Annotated in this window: 19 protein-coding genes; 9 read left to right on the forward strand and 10 right to left on the reverse strand. The window is 45.5% G+C overall.

All coding sequences use genetic code 11. From position 1 onward, the window contains the following. Positions 1–13: 13 nt before the first annotated feature. Positions 14–466: a nucleoside deaminase gene (locus KFF44_RS13745; RefSeq protein ID WP_255935177.1), complete on the reverse strand. Its 453-nt coding sequence runs from the start codon at positions 464–466 to the stop codon at positions 14–16. Between the two features lie 113 nt (positions 467–579). On the opposite strand from KFF44_RS13745, the gene KFF44_RS13750 reads away from it, so the two are divergent. The 3 genes from KFF44_RS13750 (at position 580) to KFF44_RS13760 (ending at position 4603) form a co-directional block, all read left to right on the forward strand. After that, entirely contained in the window at positions 580–1563 is a 984-nt protein-coding gene (locus KFF44_RS13750; RefSeq protein WP_255935178.1) for a pseudouridine synthase, read from the forward strand. A 2-nt stretch (positions 1564–1565) separates the two neighbouring features. Continuing rightward, positions 1566–2123, forward strand: coding sequence for a 16S rRNA (guanine(966)-N(2))-methyltransferase RsmD (gene rsmD, locus KFF44_RS13755; protein ID WP_255935179.1), 558 nt, complete (start codon positions 1566–1568; stop codon positions 2121–2123). Between the two features lie 110 nt (positions 2124–2233). Then, positions 2234–4603 carry a patatin-like protein gene (locus tag KFF44_RS13760; protein ID WP_255935180.1) on the forward strand — a complete coding sequence of 790 codons (2370 nt, stop codon included), beginning with the start codon at positions 2234–2236 and terminating at the stop codon, positions 4601–4603. Between the two features lie 12 nt (positions 4604–4615). Here KFF44_RS13760 and mutL read toward each other — a convergent pair whose 3' ends face one another. The 6 genes from mutL to KFF44_RS13790 form a co-directional block, all read right to left on the reverse strand. Continuing rightward, positions 4616–6538 (reverse strand): DNA mismatch repair endonuclease MutL, encoded by a 1923-nt coding sequence (gene mutL, locus KFF44_RS13765; protein ID WP_255935181.1) that lies wholly within the window; start codon positions 6536–6538, stop codon positions 4616–4618. 107 nt (positions 6539–6645) lie between these two features. After that, positions 6646–7080: a DUF3035 domain-containing protein gene (locus tag KFF44_RS13770; RefSeq protein ID WP_255935182.1), complete on the reverse strand. Its 435-nt coding sequence runs from the start codon at positions 7078–7080 to the stop codon at positions 6646–6648. A gap of 31 nt (positions 7081–7111) precedes the next feature. Continuing rightward, positions 7112–7648, reverse strand: a complete 537-nt coding sequence (gene lspA, locus KFF44_RS13775) for a signal peptidase II (protein WP_255935184.1) — start codon at positions 7646–7648, stop codon at positions 7112–7114. Continuing rightward, positions 7648–10509 carry an isoleucine--tRNA ligase gene (ileS, locus tag KFF44_RS13780; protein ID WP_255935186.1) on the reverse strand — a complete coding sequence of 954 codons (2862 nt, stop codon included), beginning with the start codon at positions 10507–10509 and terminating at the stop codon, positions 7648–7650. The genes lspA and ileS overlap by 1 nt, the downstream gene beginning before the upstream one ends. 291 nt (positions 10510–10800) lie before the next feature. Then, positions 10801–11532, reverse strand: coding sequence for a TerC family protein (locus tag KFF44_RS13785; protein ID WP_255935188.1), 732 nt, complete (start codon positions 11530–11532; stop codon positions 10801–10803). 53 nt (positions 11533–11585) lie between these two features. Further along, the gene (locus KFF44_RS13790; RefSeq protein ID WP_255935189.1) at positions 11586–12629 is read right to left on the reverse strand and encodes a bifunctional riboflavin kinase/FAD synthetase; all 1044 of its coding nucleotides are present in this window, start codon (positions 12627–12629) and stop codon (positions 11586–11588) included. 343 nt (positions 12630–12972) lie between these two features. Here KFF44_RS13790 and KFF44_RS13795 point away from each other — a divergent pair, with 343 nt between their 5' ends. Beyond that, the gene (locus KFF44_RS13795) at positions 12973–13359 is read left to right on the forward strand and encodes a response regulator (protein WP_255935190.1); all 387 of its coding nucleotides are present in this window, start codon (positions 12973–12975) and stop codon (positions 13357–13359) included. Further along, complete coding sequence (locus KFF44_RS13800) at positions 13360–14340, forward strand: protein phosphatase CheZ (protein WP_255935192.1); 981 nt, start codon at positions 13360–13362, stop codon at positions 14338–14340. A 16-nt stretch (positions 14341–14356) separates the two neighbouring features. Here KFF44_RS13800 and KFF44_RS13805 read toward each other — a convergent pair whose 3' ends face one another. Together KFF44_RS13805 and KFF44_RS13810 are read right to left on the reverse strand one after the other, a co-directional pair. Beyond that, positions 14357–15253 carry a TIGR01459 family HAD-type hydrolase gene (locus tag KFF44_RS13805; protein ID WP_255935194.1) on the reverse strand — a complete coding sequence of 299 codons (897 nt, stop codon included), beginning with the start codon at positions 15251–15253 and terminating at the stop codon, positions 14357–14359. 42 nt (positions 15254–15295) lie between these two features. After that, positions 15296–16642, reverse strand: coding sequence for an EAL domain-containing protein (locus tag KFF44_RS13810; RefSeq protein ID WP_255935196.1), 1347 nt, complete (start codon positions 16640–16642; stop codon positions 15296–15298). 204 nt (positions 16643–16846) lie between these two features. Between KFF44_RS13810 and KFF44_RS13815 the strand changes: the two genes are divergently transcribed. The 3 genes from KFF44_RS13815 (at position 16847) to KFF44_RS13825 (ending at position 18599) form a co-directional block, all read left to right on the forward strand. Further along, entirely contained in the window at positions 16847–17662 is an 816-nt protein-coding gene (locus tag KFF44_RS13815) for an AsmA family protein (RefSeq protein WP_255935198.1), read from the forward strand. Between the two features lie 79 nt (positions 17663–17741). Beyond that, positions 17742–18041, forward strand: coding sequence for an SCP2 sterol-binding domain-containing protein (locus KFF44_RS13820; RefSeq protein WP_255935199.1), 300 nt, complete (start codon positions 17742–17744; stop codon positions 18039–18041). A 21-nt stretch (positions 18042–18062) separates the two neighbouring features. Further along, positions 18063–18599 (forward strand): hypothetical protein, encoded by a 537-nt coding sequence (locus KFF44_RS13825; RefSeq protein ID WP_255935200.1) that lies wholly within the window; start codon positions 18063–18065, stop codon positions 18597–18599. Between the two features lie 22 nt (positions 18600–18621). Here KFF44_RS13825 and KFF44_RS13830 read toward each other — a convergent pair whose 3' ends face one another. Further along, positions 18622–19011, reverse strand: a complete 390-nt coding sequence (locus KFF44_RS13830) for a hypothetical protein (protein WP_255935201.1) — start codon at positions 19009–19011, stop codon at positions 18622–18624. 333 nt (positions 19012–19344) lie between these two features. Between KFF44_RS13830 and KFF44_RS13835 the strand changes: the two genes are divergently transcribed. Beyond that, complete coding sequence (locus tag KFF44_RS13835; protein ID WP_255935203.1) at positions 19345–20199, forward strand: hypothetical protein; 855 nt, start codon at positions 19345–19347, stop codon at positions 20197–20199. Positions 20200–20209: the final 10 nt, after the last annotated feature.

Below are 20209 nucleotides of genomic sequence, written 5' to 3' on the forward strand. Positions count from 1 at the left end.
GCATTTCCGAAAGTCACCGTTTGGACGCAAAGAAATCCTTTAATATTTCTGATGCCTCTGCCTCACATATTCCGCCATATATTTCAGGCTTATGGTGCGTCGTTGGCTGATTAAATATTCTAGCACCAACCGTAACCCCCCCACCTTTCGGGTCATCAGCACCAAAATAAATACGCCTGATACGTGCGAAAGCAATGGCCTGAGCGCACATAGCACAAGGCTCCAAAGTCACATGCAGATCACAGCCTTCTAACCTTTCCGAACCAAATTTCTTTGCAGCTGCTCGGATTGCAAGGATTTCTGCGTGCGCAGTAGGGTCACATGTTTCCACAACCCTGTTACCAGCTTTCGCGAGCACTTCCCCGCTACTCGATACGACCACAGCACCAACAGGCACTTCACCGCGGCTCGCAGCAGCACGCGCTTCATCAAGGGCAAGATGCATGAATGGAAACTGATCAATCATAGTATCCTTCTCGTAGCTTGTGCTTCAAAGGTCAAGTATAGAACAGTTTTATTAGGCGATATATCCAGCAAAGTTTGTTGCGGTCTGACTTAATCAGGCCTATTGTGCGCCCCATGACAGAAGATAATAAAAAACAAGAGAATGAAGCAAAAGGCGAGCGCATTGCGAAAGCATTAGCGCGTGCAGGTGTAGCCTCCCGCCGTGAAGTCGAGCGGATGATTGAAGCTGGCCGTATCTATGTTCGCGGCAAAAAACTTGAAACCGCCGCCTTTTTGGTCACATCCCTAAGAGGAATAACTGTTGACGGCGTTCATGTGGCTGATCAAGTTTCGCACACAAGGTTGTGGCGGTTTAATAAACCGCGCGGTGTATTAACAACCCATCATGACCCACAAGGTAGGCCAACAGTTTTTGATAAATTGCCCGAACATATGGGACGCGTTATTTCTGTTGGGCGCTTGGATATGAACACAGAGGGGCTACTGCTTCTTACCAACGATGGTGAACTGGCGCGGTATTTGGAACTACCTTCCACAGCCTTGACCCGCCGGTATCGGGTTCGTGTTCATGGACGTGTTAATGAAAAAGCGCTTGCCAGATTGAAGGACGGTGTAACGATCGACGGAACCCATTATGGTGAGATTGAAGCCGCATTAGAACGCCAAACAGGTGCTAACGCATGGCTGACAGTAGCGATCAAAGAAGGCAAGAACCGGGAAGTCCGCCGGATTATGGAACATCTCGGTCTTGAAGTGAACCGCCTGATACGCACACATTATGGTCCTTTCACAATGACCAATATCCCGCTTGGCGGTGCAACAGTGGTCGGCGAAAAGCAAATGTATGATGCGCTCGGCGATTATTTCAAAGATGCGCCGCAAAGCGTTGCAGCACCTGAGAAAAAACGTGACCCATCCAAATGGGCAAAAGCAAAGCCAAAAACAAAGGTTGAACTTGGAGCATCACGGCGCCGGAAGGCAATGGCCGCCCGTAAGAACGAGGACAGCAGCAAAAAAGCAAAAAGCAAAAACACGAAGGCCAATGCAAAACCCAATACTAAACAGCCGCCTGCTAATCCGCGAAAGCCTAAAGCCTGACCATGACACGTATAATTGCTGGCAAATATAGAGGGCGTAAACTGAAAGTCGCAGAGGGTAGAGATATCCGCCCGACAACGGATCGCATGCGGGAAAGGGTTTTCTCAATGCTTGGCCATCATCGGTATCCAGATATGCATGACGCGAGGGTTGCAGACCTATTTGCTGGAACGGGTGCTCTGGGGCTTGAAGCCCTGTCCCGCGGGGCAAGACACATAACCTTTGTCGAGAAATCCCAATCTTCGCTGGATAACCTTGATCATAATATCTCATCCCTCGATGTTCGCGATCACGTGACAGTCCTGAAGGTAAGTGCGCGCGCATTACCTCCAATTAGCGATCCCTATGATTTTATATTTATGGACCCGCCGTATCGTATGGGTCTATTGGAACCCACACTAGAAAGAATCACATCTTCCAAGTGGCTGTCAAATGATGGCGTCATTATTGCTGAACTTGCTAGTGACGACGACATAGATTTTACAGATAGCCTTGAGCTGGTGGACGAACGTATTCAAGGCCAACAACGCGTTGTTTTTCTGAAGCAAAAACCAATCTGACCTCTAGAAAATCAATTTAATGATAAGAGGAAATTTCATCACAACATATTGGCAAACATAGAAAAATCTGCGACATTTCTATCCAATGACAAATGCGATAAGGGTTTCCTATGCACGAAAAGGAATTACGGCTAGCATTAGTATGCTACGGTGGGGCATCCCTTGCAGTGTATATGAATGGAATTTCCAACGAAATTTTAAAACTGGTCCGCGCTAGCCGCTCTTACCATCAGATTGCCGATCGCGAAGCCCGTAAATCTGCCACATACGGGTCAGTAGAAACTCTGCGAAATCACCCGTCTGATAGCGAAGATTTATACTTCGACCTTCTAAAATTATTGGGACATAAAATAGACTTACGGGTTGTAGTTGATATTGTATCTGGCACTTCCGCTGGTGGCATCAACGGTATTTTTCTCGCTCGCGCCCTTGCTCATGACCTCTCTTTTGACCCTCTACGAACCATGTGGCTTGAGCTCGGTGATGTAGAAAAATTGATGGATGATCAAACAATCGCTGGAAAATGGAGCAAGGCATACATCTACCCATTCGTTTCCTTCATTCAGCGTAAAGTCCTTGGACGCCTCAAAACCGATGAAAATAGCAAAAGGAAGTTTTCACGCTTCATCCGTTCCAAGTGGTTTCATCCACCATTCTCTGGGGAAACCATGCTGAAATGGATGCTTGATGCCTGTGAAAATATGGGAAATTCAGATCAGGATGCAAGCTTATTACCCTCAGGACACCGTCTTGACCTGTTCGTTAGCTTAACCAACTTTTACGGGCGACCAAGGCGATTAAAACTGCACGACCCACAGGAAATTTCGGAGAGGGAGCACAGAGTTAATATTAGTTTCACCTATTTAAACTCACAGAAAAAAGCAGCTTTAAGCCAATTTACAGAAGCACACATACCAGGACTGGGCTTTGCGGCAAGGGCAACCTCGTCTTTTCCTGGTGCCTTCCCCCCCGTGCAACTTAAACATCTCGATACAATGCTTAAAAAGCGCAAACAATCATGGCCAGCCAAAGATGACTTTGTTCGTAAAAACTTTAAGCATTTCCGAAATATGCCTGATGAACTTGCCAATGTTTCGTTCATAGATGGCGGTGTTACCAATAATAAACCCTTTCAGGGTGTCATTAGCGCCATTCAAGAAAGACCAGCACACAGAGAAGTTGACCGAAGAATTATTTATGTTGAGCCCCTACCTGACGACCCGGATAAAATTCAAGCCTTAGGTAAGGACACAGAAAGTCCAGGTTTTTTCAAAAATATACTCGGCTCGCTCACGACAATACCACGCAATGAGCCAATTTATGATGATTTGAGAGTTATCGAACAGCATAACGCACTCGCAAAAAATACAGATCTTGTTTCAGCTTCTGCCCAAGAGGAAGTTCAGCTTCTTATCGCGAAAAACCTTAAGTTCAAACCAAATAAGAAAATTGATGAACAGCAATTAGCTAGCTGGCGTGATAAAACCCATGAACTCGCCAAGAAAAACGCAGGCTTTTCATACGCCAACTATCGTCAAATCAAAACAATACGTATTCTTGAGCGACTAGCAAAACTAACTGCGAAATTGGTCTTAACGGATGAGGTTGACGACTATAATATAGCCTTAGAACACCTCGTTGAATGGGCATATTCAGAAGGTATTCTGAACAATTGCAATGGCCATACCGATACCCTTTGCGAAGCCCTCTATATTAAGTTTCTGAAAGAATTTGATGTAGATTTCCGCATGCGGCGCCTCAGGTTTATGATCAAACGCGTTAACCGCCTTCAGTCTGATCATGGATTTGACGGAATATCTGATGATCTACAAAATGCAAAACGTGAAATTTATTTACTTCTGGAGCGCTATAAATCACGTTGGCAACAAGGCTTCTATACTGATTTCTGGGAAGTAGAAAAGTTTTCCTCTACACACATCCCGACTGTCCTGACTAAAATAGCAGGGCAAATGTTCCTTGAGGACCTGGACGCCGAGGCAGACCTTTCGATTACCAACCTCATCAATCAATCAGATGATGAAAAATTCAGAGAGTGCCTGTTCCACGGATATATTGGCTTTTCCTTCTACGATATTCTTGCACTACCGATGATGACAAAGAATGATTTGTACGAAATGGAAGAAATTCGTATAGATCGCATCAGTCCACTCGACTGTAAAAACATTTCCGGTAAAAGCGAAACAGCGTATCGAAACCCATTGCTTGGAACAGAACTTGGCAACTTCGGGGCATTTTTCAGCAGAAAAGCGAGGGAAAACGACTATATCTGGGGTCGTTTACACGGTGCCCACAGAATGATCGACTTTCTTATTGATTCTGCGGGTCCTGATGCTTTGCCGAAAAGCTTTGACATTAAGCATTTCAGGAAGAGATTGTATCGCCGTATCTTAGAGGCAGAAAAGCAAAATATGCTAGAAACACAAGAGTTGATAGATCAGCTTTTAGATGAACTTTGCTGACATCAATATGGCCTAACGCCGCCCAAACAACTTTTCAATGTCTGCCAGTTTCAATTCAACATACGTTGGACGCCCATGATTACACTGTCCTGAATGGGGCGTGGCCTCCATCTCCCGCAAGAGTGCGTTCATTTCGTCAACATTTAGTCGCCGTCCCGAACGCACACTGCCGTGACACGCCATTGTTCCACAAACTTCTTCCAGTTTTTCCTTTAGAGATAAAGCCTGATCATATTCAGTAAGCTCGTCCGCCAAGTCCCGCACTAACCCCTTAACATCTACCTTACCAAGCAAGGCAGGCACTTCCCGCACGACAACAGCCCCCTCACCAAACGCTTCCAGTATCAAACCCAAATTCGCTAACTCATCAACCCGCGCCAATAAGCGTTCCGCAGGACCTTCTTCCAATTCAACAACTTCAGGCAATAACAAGGCCTGCCTCGCGACACCCGTTTCATCCATCGCTGCCTTCATACGCTCATAAACAAGGCGCTCATGGGCTGCATGCTGGTCAACAATAACGATGCCGTCCTCCGTTTGCGAAACAATATATGTTGCGTGAACCTGTCCGCGTGCGACACCCAGCGGGAAACTCTGCGGTTTATCGTCTGTAAAACTGTGGAAATTTTCAGTCGAAGTCTCTTGGACGAATTGCGCGCTTGGTTGATCGATCGCCCCTTTAGGGTCAAGTTTCAGTTGCGCGGAGTCAGAAAATACCAATCCTTCGCTTTGACCAGTAGGTGCGTATACTTGATTAACAACTTCACTAAAGCCTTTGGGTAAATTCGGCCTTTCAGCCTGACGAACCCATGGCAGTCCTGATGTGTGGCCCGTTTGCGCTTTCATTGCCCCAAGAGCCGCGCCCGCTACGGTCGTCGATGCACGGTGCCCAGCCTCCGCAAGGGCATGTCTGAGCGCCGATACAATTAATCCTCGAACAAGGCCCGCATCCTTGAAGCGGACTTCTGCCTTTGCAGGATGCACGTTCACATCAACAAATTCGCTTGGAACTTCAAGGAACAGCGACAGGATAGGATGTCTGTCACGGGCCAGATAATCCTGATAGGCGCCGCGAACAGCACCGATCAACAACCTGTCTTTAACGGGTCTGCCGTTTACAAATAAATACTGATGTTGCGCATTGCCGCGGCTATAGGTTGGCAGGCCCGCAAATCCCGTTAAGCGAAGGCCTTCCCGCTCAGCGTCAATAGCTAATGCATTTTCGCGGAATTCCTTACCCAAAATCGCACCAAGACGTTCCAGGCGCGCATCTTCGGTTAATCCAGCGGTTGGTGGCGCTCTGAAGGTTGTGCGGTTTCCATCCGAAAGTGAAAATGCGATGTCCGGATGCGCCATCGCTAACCGCTTCAGAACATCGCCTGCCTGGCCATATTCAGTACGGGCCGTTTTCATGAATTTCAGACGTGCAGGTGTCGCATAAAATAAATCACGGACTTCAATTCTGGTACCGCCATTAATGCTTGCGGGTTTCACATCCATTTTGGTGCCCGCATCAACACATATGGACCACGCCGCCCCGGCACCGCGCTCCCGCGACGTAACCTCTAATTTCGCAACGGCACCAATTGACGCTAACGCTTCCCCCCTGAAACCTAGTGAAGCGATATTAACCAGGTCCTCATCCGATAGTTTGGATGTTGCATGCCGCTCCACGGCTAATAACAGTTCTTCCGAGCTCATGCCGCGACCGTCATCGATAACCTGTATAAGTGTACGACCGCCATCAATCATCGTAACATCAATACGTGTTGATCCTGCGTCTATGCTATTTTCAACAAGTTCTTTAACAGCGCTCGCAGGGCGCTCAACAACTTCGCCCGCCGCTATCCGGTTAATTGTGCGCTCACTAAGAAGGCGAATAATACCTGCTGTTTTTGGCAAGGCTTCACGCATATGTTTTGAATGATCAGTCATGAAATAAAGTTAGAGGATGGAAGGAAACTAATCCAGTAGATATCAATAAAAAACCGCCAAATCATACAAAATTTGACGGTTACAAAATTAAAAGCTATCAAGCGAGATTATTCACGCGTCTCAGAGGATAAACGCTCGATTTCAATATTATCTGGTCTGAACTGTCGATCTTCGATCTCTAGGAGATCAGCCAGTAAAAGTGTTTTTTTAACAACCTGTGCGTCCCCGCCATCCACATTCGAGCGGATATCTGGTTCTGAACTGCGAAGTTGTCTTAAGAGTGACAATTCACTGGAACTTTTAGGGACTTCCCGTTTAAATCGTTTTCCTGGAAACAAGGCCTCGAAAGCTTGCTGCGTTGGGTTGATTTCCTGTGCATGGGATTGACCCGCACGAGGAGGAGAAAGGGTTGCCTCTGGCGGCACAACAAGAGGTGAGCGACTAACGACTTCAAATTCATCGGGGCTAAACTTACCGCCGCCACCGCACGCCGAAACAACGCCAGCCATCACAACTATCATTGAAATTGATTTCAACTTCATTTTTTCTCTCCACATTCAGCAGACATAAACCTTATTCTACCTTTGAGGCATTTTTAGGGCTTTTTACGCTGGTTCGCAACCCATCAATAATAAGAAATACAACACCGATTGAAATAGCACTATCGGCAATATTGAACACATAGAAACTATAGTCAAAAGCATAAAAATGCAGGAAGTCGACAACAGCACCATGAACAAAGCGATCAATCACATTCCCAATCGCACCGCCTAGTATCAGCGAAAGCGCAATCGCTTCTGGCTTACGTTTGGTATCCTTCAACCACCACAATAACCAAAGACTGATTAACCATGTCAGAACAATAATACCCCATTTCCCAAGATACTCGTCAAGCGGAAGCCCCATGGAAATACTATTATTCCACACCATAGTCAGACTGAAAAATGGTAGTATCTGCACACTGGATTTAAGAGGTAAATTATAAACTTCTAAAATCCACCATTTACTCAACTGATCAACGGCAAGAATACAAAAAGTAATAACCAGCCCAATCATAAAATATGATCGCCCTATAGGCTCAGGCTGGTTATTTTCTTCAATTGACGTCATTAAACGGCGGCCGAGTCAATTTTCTCAACAGCGGATTGACAACGGTTACAAAGATCACCGTTCTCGCTCACCTCAGGTGAAACAACCCAGCACCGTTCGCATTTTTGACCTTCTGCTACTGATGCTTGAACGCTAAGAGCGTCCGCGAACACCTGCTCACCTTCTGGTGCAGAAACTAGCTGAGCGGCTGATGTGATGAATATTTCATCCATATCAAGGCCATCAAAAAGCGTGTTAAGTTCTTCAAAGTGTTGAGCTTCAATTGAAACATCCACACGTGCCTGCAAGCTTGAACCAATTGTTTTATCGCGGCGCATTTCTTCTAATTTACCGTTTACTGCCGTTTTGACAGTACGAATTTTAGCCCACTTCTCTGCCAGAGCATCATTCTGCCACGCGGCTGGCGTATCTAACCATAGCTCGCGGTGTACACTAGGAACGTCTGTACCAAAACGAGATTGCCAAACTTCTTCCGACGTGAACGATAGCACTGGAGCAAACCAGGTTACCAAACGTCGGAATACTGCATCCAATACTGTGCGTGCAGCGCGGCGGCGTTCGTCGTCCGGATGATCACAGTAAAAACAATCTTTCCTGATTTCAAAATAGAAATTACTCAGATCAACGATGCAGAATTGATAAAGTGCCTGAAATACAGGGTTAAAATCATATGTATTTGTTTTCGATTTGATCATGCTATCAAGCTCAAACAAGCGGTGTAGAACCCAGCGTTCCAATTCCGGCATCTTGTCTTCGCTCAAGCGCTCTTCTTCTGTGAAACCAACCAAGTTACCAAGCATATAGCGCATTGTGTTACGGATCTTACGGTAGGCATCTGCCTGCCCTTTCATGATCTCATCACCGATCCGCACATCGCTTGTGTAATCAACAGCAACAACCCAAAGGCGGAGAATATCTGCACCGTATTGCTCTATCACCTTATGCGGTGAAACGGTGTTCCCTAACGATTTGGACATCTTGCGGCCTTCACCATCCATTGTGAAGCCATGGGTTAATACGCCCTTATAGGGGGCAACACCGCGCGTTCCACAACTTTCAAGTAGGCTTGACTGGAACCAGCCACGGTGCTGATCAGAACCTTCAAGGTATAGATCAGCGGGGCTTTGCAAGTCATCGCGGTCTTCGCAGACAAAAGCATGGGTACAGCCGCTGTCAAACCAAACATCCAGAATGTCATGAACTTGCTCATAATCCTCAGCGTTGTAGTCGTCGCCGAGGAATTCCTGCGCCGGAATAGCAACCCACGCGTCTGCCCCGCCGTTTGTCACAGCATTAACAATGCGTGCGTTCACAGCGTCATCGTTCAACACTTCGCCTGTTGCCTTGTTTACAAAGACCGTAATCGGAACACCCCACGCACGCTGACGGGAGATTACCCAGTCCGGGCGATCAGCAACCATCGCTTCGATGCGGTTTTTACCAGCTGCCGGGAAGAAATTCACATCCTCGCGGATCGCCTTCAACGCTTTATCACGGAGCCCCGTTTTCGACATTGAGATAAACCACTGTGGCGTATTTCTAAAGATGAGTGGCGCTTTTGAGCGCCAACTGTGCGGATAACTGTGAACCAATTTGCCCTTAGCCATAAGAGCACGAACCCCGGTCAACAATTCACAAACATTGTCGGCAACCTTATAGACGTGTTGCCCTGCTACAAGCCCAACATGATCATAGTAACAGCCGGCTTCATTCACTGTATAAGGAACCGGGATGCCATTTTGAACATGAGCAACAACATAGTCATCATCACCGTGCCCAGGTGCTGTATGCACAAAACCTGTACCTGCATCGATAGTTACATGATCACCAGCAAGCATTGGCACATCAAAATCATAATGCCCGTCAGCGTCAGTATGGCCTCGCCACGGATGCGATAGAACAGTACCGCTTAAAACCTCACCTTTGAATTGTGAAACGACTGAATGTCCTTCGATGCCAGCACGGGCAGCAAAATCGGAAACGAGCGCGGACGCAATAACTAACCTGTCGCCCGCCTCAACAAGCGCACCTTCACCAACACCAGTAACTTCAAGAACCGAATAATCAACATTCGGGCCATAGCAAACCGCACGGTTTGCAGGGATCGTCCAAGGGGTTGTTGTCCAGATAACAACTCGCGCGCCTTCTGGTAAATCCGCGTTTGTGCTCACAACATCAAACGCAACATCGATCTGTGTTGACGTGTGATCATGATACTCCACCTCTGCTTCCGCGAGTGCTGTTTTTTCAACAGGGGACCACATTACAGGCTTCGAACCACGATATAGCGAACCGTTTTTGGCAAACTTTAGAAGCTCCTCAACGATCTTGGCCTCTGCCTCGAACTTCATGGTTGTGTATGGGTTTTCCCAATCACCAAAGATACCAAGGCGCTTGAATTGCTCTTTCTGAACCCCGATCCAGTTCGCGGCAAATTCGCGGCACTCACGGCGGAATTCCACTGGATCAACTTCGTCCTTGTTCTTTTTCTTTTTGCGGTATTTTTCTTCGATTTTCCATTCAATCGGAAGACCGTGACAGTCCCAGCCAGGCACATAGGGGCTGTTTTTCCCCATCATCTGCTGAGATTTAACAATGACGTCCTTGAGGACCTTATTCATTGCGTGACCGATGTGAATATCACCGTTGGCGTAAGGAGGCCCATCATGCAGGATGAACTTCTCGCGGTCTTTTGCGTCTTCACGCAGTTGCTTGTAAATATTTTCCTCTTCCCAACGTTTCAAAAACTCCGGTTCGCGCTTCGGCAAACCAGCACGCATCGGAAAGTCAGTTTTAGGAAGGAATACTGTATCGCGGTAATCGCGACCTTCGTTTTCTGGAGTATTTTTATCAGCAGCCATCTTTAGTGTGCTCGTCTTCTATATCAAATGCAACAAACAGGCCTGTAGCCCGGTGCATATATTCAATTGTCAGGATTTATAGTTAGAAGCCCCGGTCGCTCTTAAAGCGCCGGGCCAATAATTCGGCCACAAAATATTATGCCGTCTACAAACAGGCAGCTTCTCAAAACGTTACTATGTGTTTCTGTCATCAACATGATAGTTTCTTTATCAGCGTATATAAAACGTGTCGAGCCTTCTCATACAAATAAGGAGCTACAATGTCACTCCTTATTCCCTAGCAAACAAGCTTTAACCAACGTTTTTTTGTTTTTTCGCGGCTTTCCTACCACGAACCAGCAAATTCACCACTTCTACACCCAAGGCAAATGCCATTGAGAAATAGATATATCCTTTAGGGATGTGCTGCCCTAGCCCTTCGGCGACAAGGAACACTCCGATCAATAGAATGAAAGCCAGTGCCAACACTTTAAGCGTTGGGAAACGGGCAATAAAATCTGAGATATAGCTTGCTGAGAATAACATAACCGCCATCGCAACGGTCATAGCAGCAATAATAACACCGATATTTTCTGTTAAACCTACGGCGGTCATCACTGAATCAAAAGAGAAGATAATATCGATCAATACGATTTGAGCCACAACCGCCATCATAACACCAGAATAAGCCTTGTATTCCCGTTCTTTATCTCCAGTGATTTCATCGTGGATACTATTACTTCCTTTATACAACAGGAACCCGCCACCAAAGAGCATCAAAATATCCTTGCCTGAGAAGGCATGATCAAACAGTTCAAAAAATGGTTCCTTGAGGCCAATAATCCACGAAACACCCAGCAAAAGAAGAATTCGTGCCACCAAAGCCAGAATTAATCCCATATTTCTGGCGGTTTTAGCCTGTTTTTCTTCCAAATGCTCAACGACTAACGCGATGAAAACCACGTTATCTACACCCAAAATAATTTCAAGCGATGCCAACGTAATAAAACTGACCCACAGATTGTAATCCAGTAGAAAGTCCATCAGACTCAAAGCCCCCGATTTTTAATCATTATCAATACGCCAGACATATAGCACTATACTGTATGCTTTACAGCAGCTTTATCATGCTGCGCTGGAAAACGGTCTAAATATTCGTCTAAACTTGGTAAATGAAGATGATCGCGGTCATTTTCAGGATCAGAGAGCAAACGCGCTGCACTTTCTACGTCCTTTGCAATTTGCTCCTTCAGGTCTTCCAGGCCAGCAAACTTTTGCTCAGAGCGTATGAAAGAGACAATTTCAACACGTGCATCACAACCATAAATGTCACCAGAAAAGTTAAAGAGGAAAACCTCCATCAACACATCCCGTTTATCAAAGGTCGGTCTTTTACCGATATTGGCGACGCCGTTATATATAGTATCGTCTTCCCCTAATTTCACACGAACCGCATACACGCCGAGTTTCGGTTGCAAGTTCTCGCCAAGTTCAATATTTGCCGTTGGAAAATCAATGGTTCGCCCGCGTTGGTCACCTTTGACAACCTTTCCGTTGATTATCCACCAATGGCCTAAAAGTGCCGCTGCTTGGCGTGCCCGCCCATCACTTAATGCTGTTCGTACCAAAGTAGAGGAATAGACATCGCCTGCAAAACCCTCGATGCCAACAGTTACCGGATTGATGACAGTTAGGCCAAACCCTAACTCACGCCCGCTCGCCTCAAGCATATTAGTGTCGCCAGCACGTCCCTTGCCAAAGCGATAATCATAACCAACACAAACATGTTTTGTATTCAGTCGTTTAACAAGAATATCAGCAATAAAGTCTGAAGCAGACATAGACGCCAAGCTAGAATCAAAAGGCAAAACAACCAGCTGATCTACACCAAATTTTTCAAGCAAAAGTGCCCTTTCAGATGCTGTTGTTAACCGAAATGGTGGTTTATCAGGCGCGAAAAAACTAACCGGATGCGGCTCCATTACAACAACCGTCAATGGAACCCCCAACTCCCTTGCCTTACGGCCGGCCTCCCCAACCACAACATGGTGTCCTCTATGAAAACCATCAAAGTTCCCAAGTGCGATCACGCATCCATTGGCTTGATTATTGATTATGTCTATATGTTCAAAAATTTTCATACCGGAAAAGCAACCTTATTTATGGCTGGGATTTTGTAATTAGCACCCTGTAATAAGCCATCATCCATAGCCACAGCAACAACAAGAATATTTTCACCATCAGTTAAGGCGTTAAACAAACACCAAATGCGTGAAATATACTATTTTAAACAACATACCGTTTGATTTATTAACCATATTCTCTAAGGTGACATACATAATTAATAAAAGTTGAGAAAATTTTGGAATGTTTTCTGTGAGTTAACCAATTCTTCATAAGGATGGCGATACTGTCTGCATGAGCAAACGGGTAACTCAAAAGTTATTCATTAGGATTAATTAATATTTATTTAGAGGGAAGATCATGGCCGTTGATTTGGGTATGCCGATCCTTATCGTTGATGATTACAAAACTATGCTTCGTATTGTACGCAACTTATTGAAGCAACTTGGTTTCAATAATGTTGATGAAGCAACAGATGGTGCTATGGCTTTGGAAAAAGCAAGAGCGAAAAGCTACAGTCTCATTATTTCTGACTGGAACATGGAGCCCATGACTGGTTACGAGTTCCTGAAAGAAGTTCGGGCTGATAATCAGCTAAAAGACACTCCCTTTATTATGGTTACTGCCGAATCAAAGACAGACAACGTGATTGCTGCAAAAAAAGCGGGCGTAAACAATTATATTGTGAAGCCGTTTAATGCTGCAACATTGAAGTCCAAACTTGTCGCTGTACTCGGAGACTTCTAAATGCTGAACGAAGAGCTTCCTCGCCAGATTGAGTTACTCGTAGACAATCTCCGTAAAAACGGTGATGAAGCTCGTTCGCTTACTGACGTCGCAATGGTTACCGAAGTTCTGATCGGTACCATGCAGGCTTTCTTTAGAACGGTTGATACCGCGATATATAAAGAATGCCGGGAATTAGGCGAATATATCAGCAATGCCCGCAAGGAAATCGCAAGCCTACAACCAGCCAGCAGTGACGATGACGACGAAAAAAGTGATCGCCTTCCAAGAGCGGGGATGGAGCTTGATGCAATTGTGCAAGCTACAGAAGACGCAACCAACACTATCATGGAAGCGGCTGAAGAAATCATGGGCGCAGATGTCAGCGACATTGATGCATACCAAGCCCTTACGACCGATGCCGTCATGCGCATTTTTGAAGCTTGTTCATTCCAAGATATTACAGGTCAACGTGTATCAAAAGTTGTCCAGACCCTTCATCACATTGAAGAACGTGTGGAAGAGCTTAGCCAACTTCTCGGAGTTAGCGAAAAAGACATTCTGGAGTCTAAAAAATTAGAAGCAGATAAGGTTACAGAAGACCAGGCACTATTGGCGGGACCTGCTCTTGACGGTGAAGGCATTGATCAGAGTGATATTGACGCACTGCTTAACGACGACCTTCCGGGTGATGTGGCACCAAAAGCTGCTCCTCTAGAGACACCTGCCCCCTCCCCTGAGCCCACGCCAGAACCAAAACCAACTCCACCTCCTGCGCCCGAACCTCCGAAGGCTGTGAACCCTAAGCAATTGGACAATATGTTCGAAGAAGATTTCGACCCAATGGCTGAAATCGCAGCAAAAGAGGAAGAGAAGAAAGCGCAGAGAGAAGCAGAAGCAGCGCAATCTGTTGTCACAGACAATTCAGAACCTGAAGCAGAAATTGATATGCCCGAGGGTGAAGAAGTATCACAAGACGATATCGACGCACTCTTTGGCTAATCGTCCTCAGTATTCACTATATCTTTAACTCCTCAGCGACAGCCGTCGGAATTATTGTGTCGTCAAAATCAAATGATTCAGTGAAGACAGCTGAAGGTATAGCATCATTATCAACCTGATTTAAAACATTCGACAACTCGTGTCGGTGAATACCGCCTGCGATTAACAGGCTGCTTAATCCTGCCCCAACAGCACCCGTGATATCGGTTTTCATGCTGTCCCCTATCATTAAAACTCTGCCTTTATTGATATCTGGCATATCAACTTCATCCAAGCAGGCATCAAATGCGGATTTCATAGGTTTCCCGTACCATCTAACATCACCGCCCATATCTGTATAAATATCGGCCACAGCCCCGGCACAATAATATAGCCGGTCACCAACGTGCACAACACGGTCAGGGTTGGCACATAAAAAGGGAATGTCGTTTTGTCGTGCGACAGAGAGAAATTCACGATGTTTCTCAAGGTCAGAAAAGGCAAGGTCTGTTGCCAAGATAACATCCGCATCATCCGGGCTATTCACTAAAGATACTGGCAGTCCTTCGATTGTGTTAGAATCGCTCTCTGGGCCCATGTGATATAGTTTAGCACCAGAAAAATGGTTTCGAACTTCATCGCGGGCCAGCCCACCGGATGTAACAACAAAATCAGTCAGTTGTTTCGGCAATCCCATGTTGATCAAATGATTGCGCACATATTCTCGAGGACGCGGCGCATTAGAGAGAAAAATCGTTTGAACGCCGTTTCTTCTGGCACATTCAATTGCTGCGCCCGCATTTTTATGCAACGTAACACCATCATGCATGACGCCCCAAAGGTCACAAATAATTAAGTCAAAACGACTTAAATGCTCTTCAATGCCATGCCACAACTCAATAGAAGCTGGATCAGTTACCACTGTCTCTGACATATGTTTGCCCCAAATAAATTCGGAAATCAGAATAGTTAGGATTTAAAAATCACGGTCCAAAGTCGCTGGTAGCGCGGGCTCTCCAAAATGATATCCCTGAGCATATTCAAGGCCGGCATCAATGATCCGCGAGACCATTTCTTCATTTTCGATTCGACTCGCGATCAATTCCATTCCGTTACGGCGTAGCTCTGACTTTAGGCTAGCAATATCTTCTTCTTGATCTCTCAAAAGCGGGACAGCATCAATCTTGATAAATTTGAAATAGTTACGCCCTAGATCATCATAATCCATTTTCAGGTCGTCAACTTGATCAAGCGAGAAGCCAAAACCTCGACGCCCCAGCGACTGAAGGCGTTCTTTTACTGTGCTGCTCAAAGCCATGTAGTCACGTTGTGAAATCTCGAAAACAAATCGCCCAGTAAATTCTTCATGTGACATCATGAAATCAACGAACTGCGGGAAAAAGTCCTGATCATCCATGGAGTATTTCGACAGATTACATACAAAGCTTACACCTGCTCTTCTAGGCCCAAGACGCCGGACAAGTTGAATTAGTCGGAACAATAGAAGATTATCAATAGTGCCGATCAGGCCTTCCTGCTCTGCAAGTTTGATATACTGACGCGGTAAAATAATATTGCCATTCTCATCCCGAACCCTCGAAAAACACTCATAATGGGCAACGTTCCTGGATGGCATCGCCATAATGGGCTGTAGATACAGGTCAACCCGGTTTTCCGATAGCGAGCTTTGAATAACCGAAAACAACTGCTCTTCATCTTGAACAACGCGTATAAGTGATTGATTAGAATCAGCCGACAAGGAGTTTTGATTTGATGCAGACGCGCCGTCGCGCTCATTCGAAATATAAATATCTCCGTCCGGGTTATCTTGTTCTAATTCCTGATCTTCATTTAATTCAAGAACAGCAGCATCTTCATTATCAAAATTAATGGCTTCGTTAGACGCTTTACGCTCTGCCAACTCACGCTCTTCTTCTGCGATTTGCTGGCTTTTTCTCTGCAATTCGTTTTCTTTTTGAACCACCTGTCCGATAAGCGTTTGCAGAACCTTCAGTTCGCTAACCAGCGTGTCCTTATTCACTTTAGAGTCTGGCTGGCTGCCAACAGCGCGCTTCGTTTTTTCCAAATCAGTCCGAAGGAAAACGGTTTTATCTTCCAACTTTTCGATACGCTCTGCATTTAATGTACGGCGCGCACTCGCGGCAAGTAACTGGTGGATATGGAGTGCCAGAAAAAACACAACCACCGCAGCCAGATTTGCATGATCCTGATCTACCTCTGCTAAACTTACGGGTAAAACCGCTGTTGCAATAGCAAATACAAGATACGACAATATAAGAACTATATGTGTCACTGGCGCCATCAAGTTACTCCTGAAATCATCAACATGTTGGTGTCTAATATAACAACGGACATGATTCTATTAAAAGCGATACTTTCATTCAAAATCACATGCTCGCACACCTTACCCGTCAGGTTAAGCCTTTTATATGCCCGAACCTGATCAAAGCCTTAACATCACCACAAAAGCATGTCATCATCACAAACAAATTAAGGGAGAATTCAAATGAAGCGAATTTTAATTGGGCTATTAGTTGTTGTCTTAGTTATAGCCGGCCTTGGATATTTCCAACTTAATAATATCGTGAAGACAGGCGTCAATGAATACGGACCTGAGGTGCTTAAGGTCGACGTTCAATTAAACGGTGTGAATTTATCTCCTCTTTCCGGTGATGTTGCCTTCAATGGTTTCACTATTGGCCAACCCTCTGGATACGGCGATGGCCCCTTGGCATCGCTCGGTGCGTTCGACATGAAGTTAGAGACAAACACACTACTCTCTGACCACATTATAATTGATTCTATCCTGATTGATGCACCTGCGCTTGATGTTCGCATCAAGGACGGCGAAAGTAACTTTGAAGCATTGCAGAAAGGAATGGAACTTGCTGCAAGCGATGAAGCAGCAACAGAAAGTGGTGAAATCACCCTAACCATCCGCAAACTGGAGATTAGAACCCCTCAGGTTAGCTTGCAAAATGATGGCCTCTTAAAAGTTGATGAAACAATAAATTTGGCGTCCTTTACGTTGACCAACCTTGGTACAGATGAAAAAGGCCTATCGCCATCAGAAATTGCACGCCACGTTATGGACACGCTACAGCCGCAAATCGCTAAGGCCTTAGTAGAAATTGGCGCGGGAAAAACACTCAAAAACCTTGCAGATGGTGCTAAGGATAAACTTGGCAAAGGTGTTGAAGGAGTTCTGAACAAACTCGACGAAACAACTGGTGGGTCATCCGATAGCCTAAAAGAAAAGGCTGGCGGCTTGCTTGGTAAACTAACAAAAAAGAAAAAATCTGATGATGAAGATAATAATTGATTGATTTCTAGACGGATCATTCCATTATATCGCAAACTCATCAAATAAATGAGTCGACTGTCAACTTATGGAGAAAACTATGACACTTGAAAAAATCACTAACGAAATGCGGTCACGCGTTGGCGCACACTCCCCTATTTCTGCAATCATTAAGTTCGATTTTGGCGATGATGGCGTTGTACGAGTGGACGGCAAGGCTTCTCCTACCGTAGTTGACAACGAAAATAGCGACGCAGATTGCACAGTTAAGGTTTCCATGGAGAACTTCATCAAAATTGCAGAGGGTGACCTGAACCCACAAATGGCGTTCATGACTGGCAAAATCAAAGTTGAGGGCGATATGAGCCTTGCAATGCAGCTCGGAAGCATTCTGGGCTAAAACTGAATAGAGGATGCCGCTGTGCTCGAACGAATAAGAGGCTACATATTCTGGGTTTGCGGCGGCGTTGTTCTCTTGGGTGCGTTAGGGTACATCTTTGCCCTGACCGGCTCAGGTCAGTCGCTATTTGGCTCAAACGACGGTACTTTAGAGCCGACAAATTTTGCACAGCTCACTTTCTCGACCAACGAGAATGGATACCTTCTCTGCAACAAATCAACGTGTCCGAACGCAAATCCGAACAATATTGCTGCCAGATTTCTTTCCAATATCCGGTCTATTCGTTTGAATTTAGCAGATTATGCGGACAATAACCCACTAGTAAGACTAAGGTCATTTGACCCGACAAATAATCAATTCGAGTTTCTGGAGCGATCGCCCGGGCGTCCCTATCCTGCAATTGTCAGTATTAAATTAACTGAAGCCCCTAACCAAGCAACAGATATTGCGATATACACTTATCAACCCATTGGTAACAGTACACCGGACGATCATAAGGACAGGGTTGAAAAATGGTTGCGCGTTTTAACAAACAGACTTGCAAATTTTAATAATTAACAAATCGGCCAACCGTTACCCGTTATCTGACAATTGAGTTGCGACCGATAATGGTTTCTCTAATGCTCGACGCAGTATTTGTATAACTACCTATCGCTCGCTCGATATTTGAAGGCGCGGGAAAAGTGCGAGCCGCCTCTGCTTCCTGAGTGCGAGTTTCTGCAAGCGCAAACAACACAGGCGTTGACAGAAGCGCGCTCCCACCAGGGATGGGGGCATCACGCAATGTTGCAACATTATTATCAAGGGCACCCGTATTCAAAAACTGAGAATCTTGAAGAACTGGTCCAAAACCTGATTCTCGGTCGCTTAATTGTTGTGAACGTTGCGCAGGAGAAAATGAGCTGACACTTCGCGTACGCGAACCAGCTGACAGTATCTGCCCTCCAGAATTAACCGAAGTTTCTGTCATTACATTACATCCAACTTTTACCCGCGCACATAATAGCCTAAAATATCAATATAAATCAAGGGCCTAGAAGTTATCAGTATGTTAACAACTAGTTCAATTTTGAATTAATCAAGGATTCCATGAATTAGTGGGCTTTCTGCTGTATTTTGCAAAAATCCACATAAGAGCTTAGATATGACGATATCCTTACAACAAGTTGCTGGTATATGGCTCGACCCTGTGGTAACGCTCGCTCTGTAAAGATAGGCTCTGGTGCCAACGTGCGCTTGCAGGATGACATCAGCCTTCGAATAATAAGAACTGTCAACAGACAAGGAACCTGAGAGTACCATTATGGATAATAATACTTTAGCGATTTATATTCACGAACTTCGCAATCATTGCCTACATGTTCAAACTTCTTTTGATCTATTCAATCAGGCGATGGTCAATCAATCCACAGGCGGAGTGCTATATGGTGGCCAAATGGTTCTCATCCCTGTTTCCCAAATCGCAGCGCTTCTGTGGCCGACGCGCGCACGTGCACGTGCTCGGGGCGAGTCATTGCGTAAAACATTACAACTTCCAGAAAAGCATCCTTTAAATGACCGCAGACTTAGCGAATTATGGGAACGTTCTGATGAAAAATTTGAGGAATGGATTTCGTCTACCAAGAATGCACAAGTTGTTTTTGATTTTGTAGGCGATCCAAGAACAATCCATGAAAGTGTAACCGAGAAAAGCATTTACAGAGCTTATCACCCGGAAACCAACATTTTCTACTATCGTGGTATTGCTTATAACCTGAAGGGTATAGCCCAAGCACTCAGTGACGTCGCAGGTCGCATTAATGCTCTTTATCGTCAACTCTTCCCGGAGCACGCAAAAGCTGAAGATGAAGCTATTCGTCAACGCCAAGCAGAAATTGCCAAAGCACAAGCAGAAGCAGAAAAAGCCGCAGCCGATGAGCAATCTGTCGCTGATACAAAAACGGCTGAATCAGATGAATCTGCAGAGCAGGCTGCCAAAGCATCAGCGAAGACAGCAGCCCCAAAAAAGGCAACGGCTAAAAAACCTGCTGCGAAAAAGGCACCGACGAAAAAAGCCCCTACGAAAGCTACTGCCAAGAAAACAACTACCGCAAAAACAGCAGCCAAGTCGAGCACTGCAAAGAAAGCGCCCGCTAAAAAGGCAACCACAAAGAAATAAAAACTGTGTA

Source organism: Kordiimonas sp. SCSIO 12610 (assembly GCF_024398015.1).
Taxonomy (GTDB): Bacteria; Pseudomonadota; Alphaproteobacteria; order Sphingomonadales; family Kordiimonadaceae; genus CANLMI01.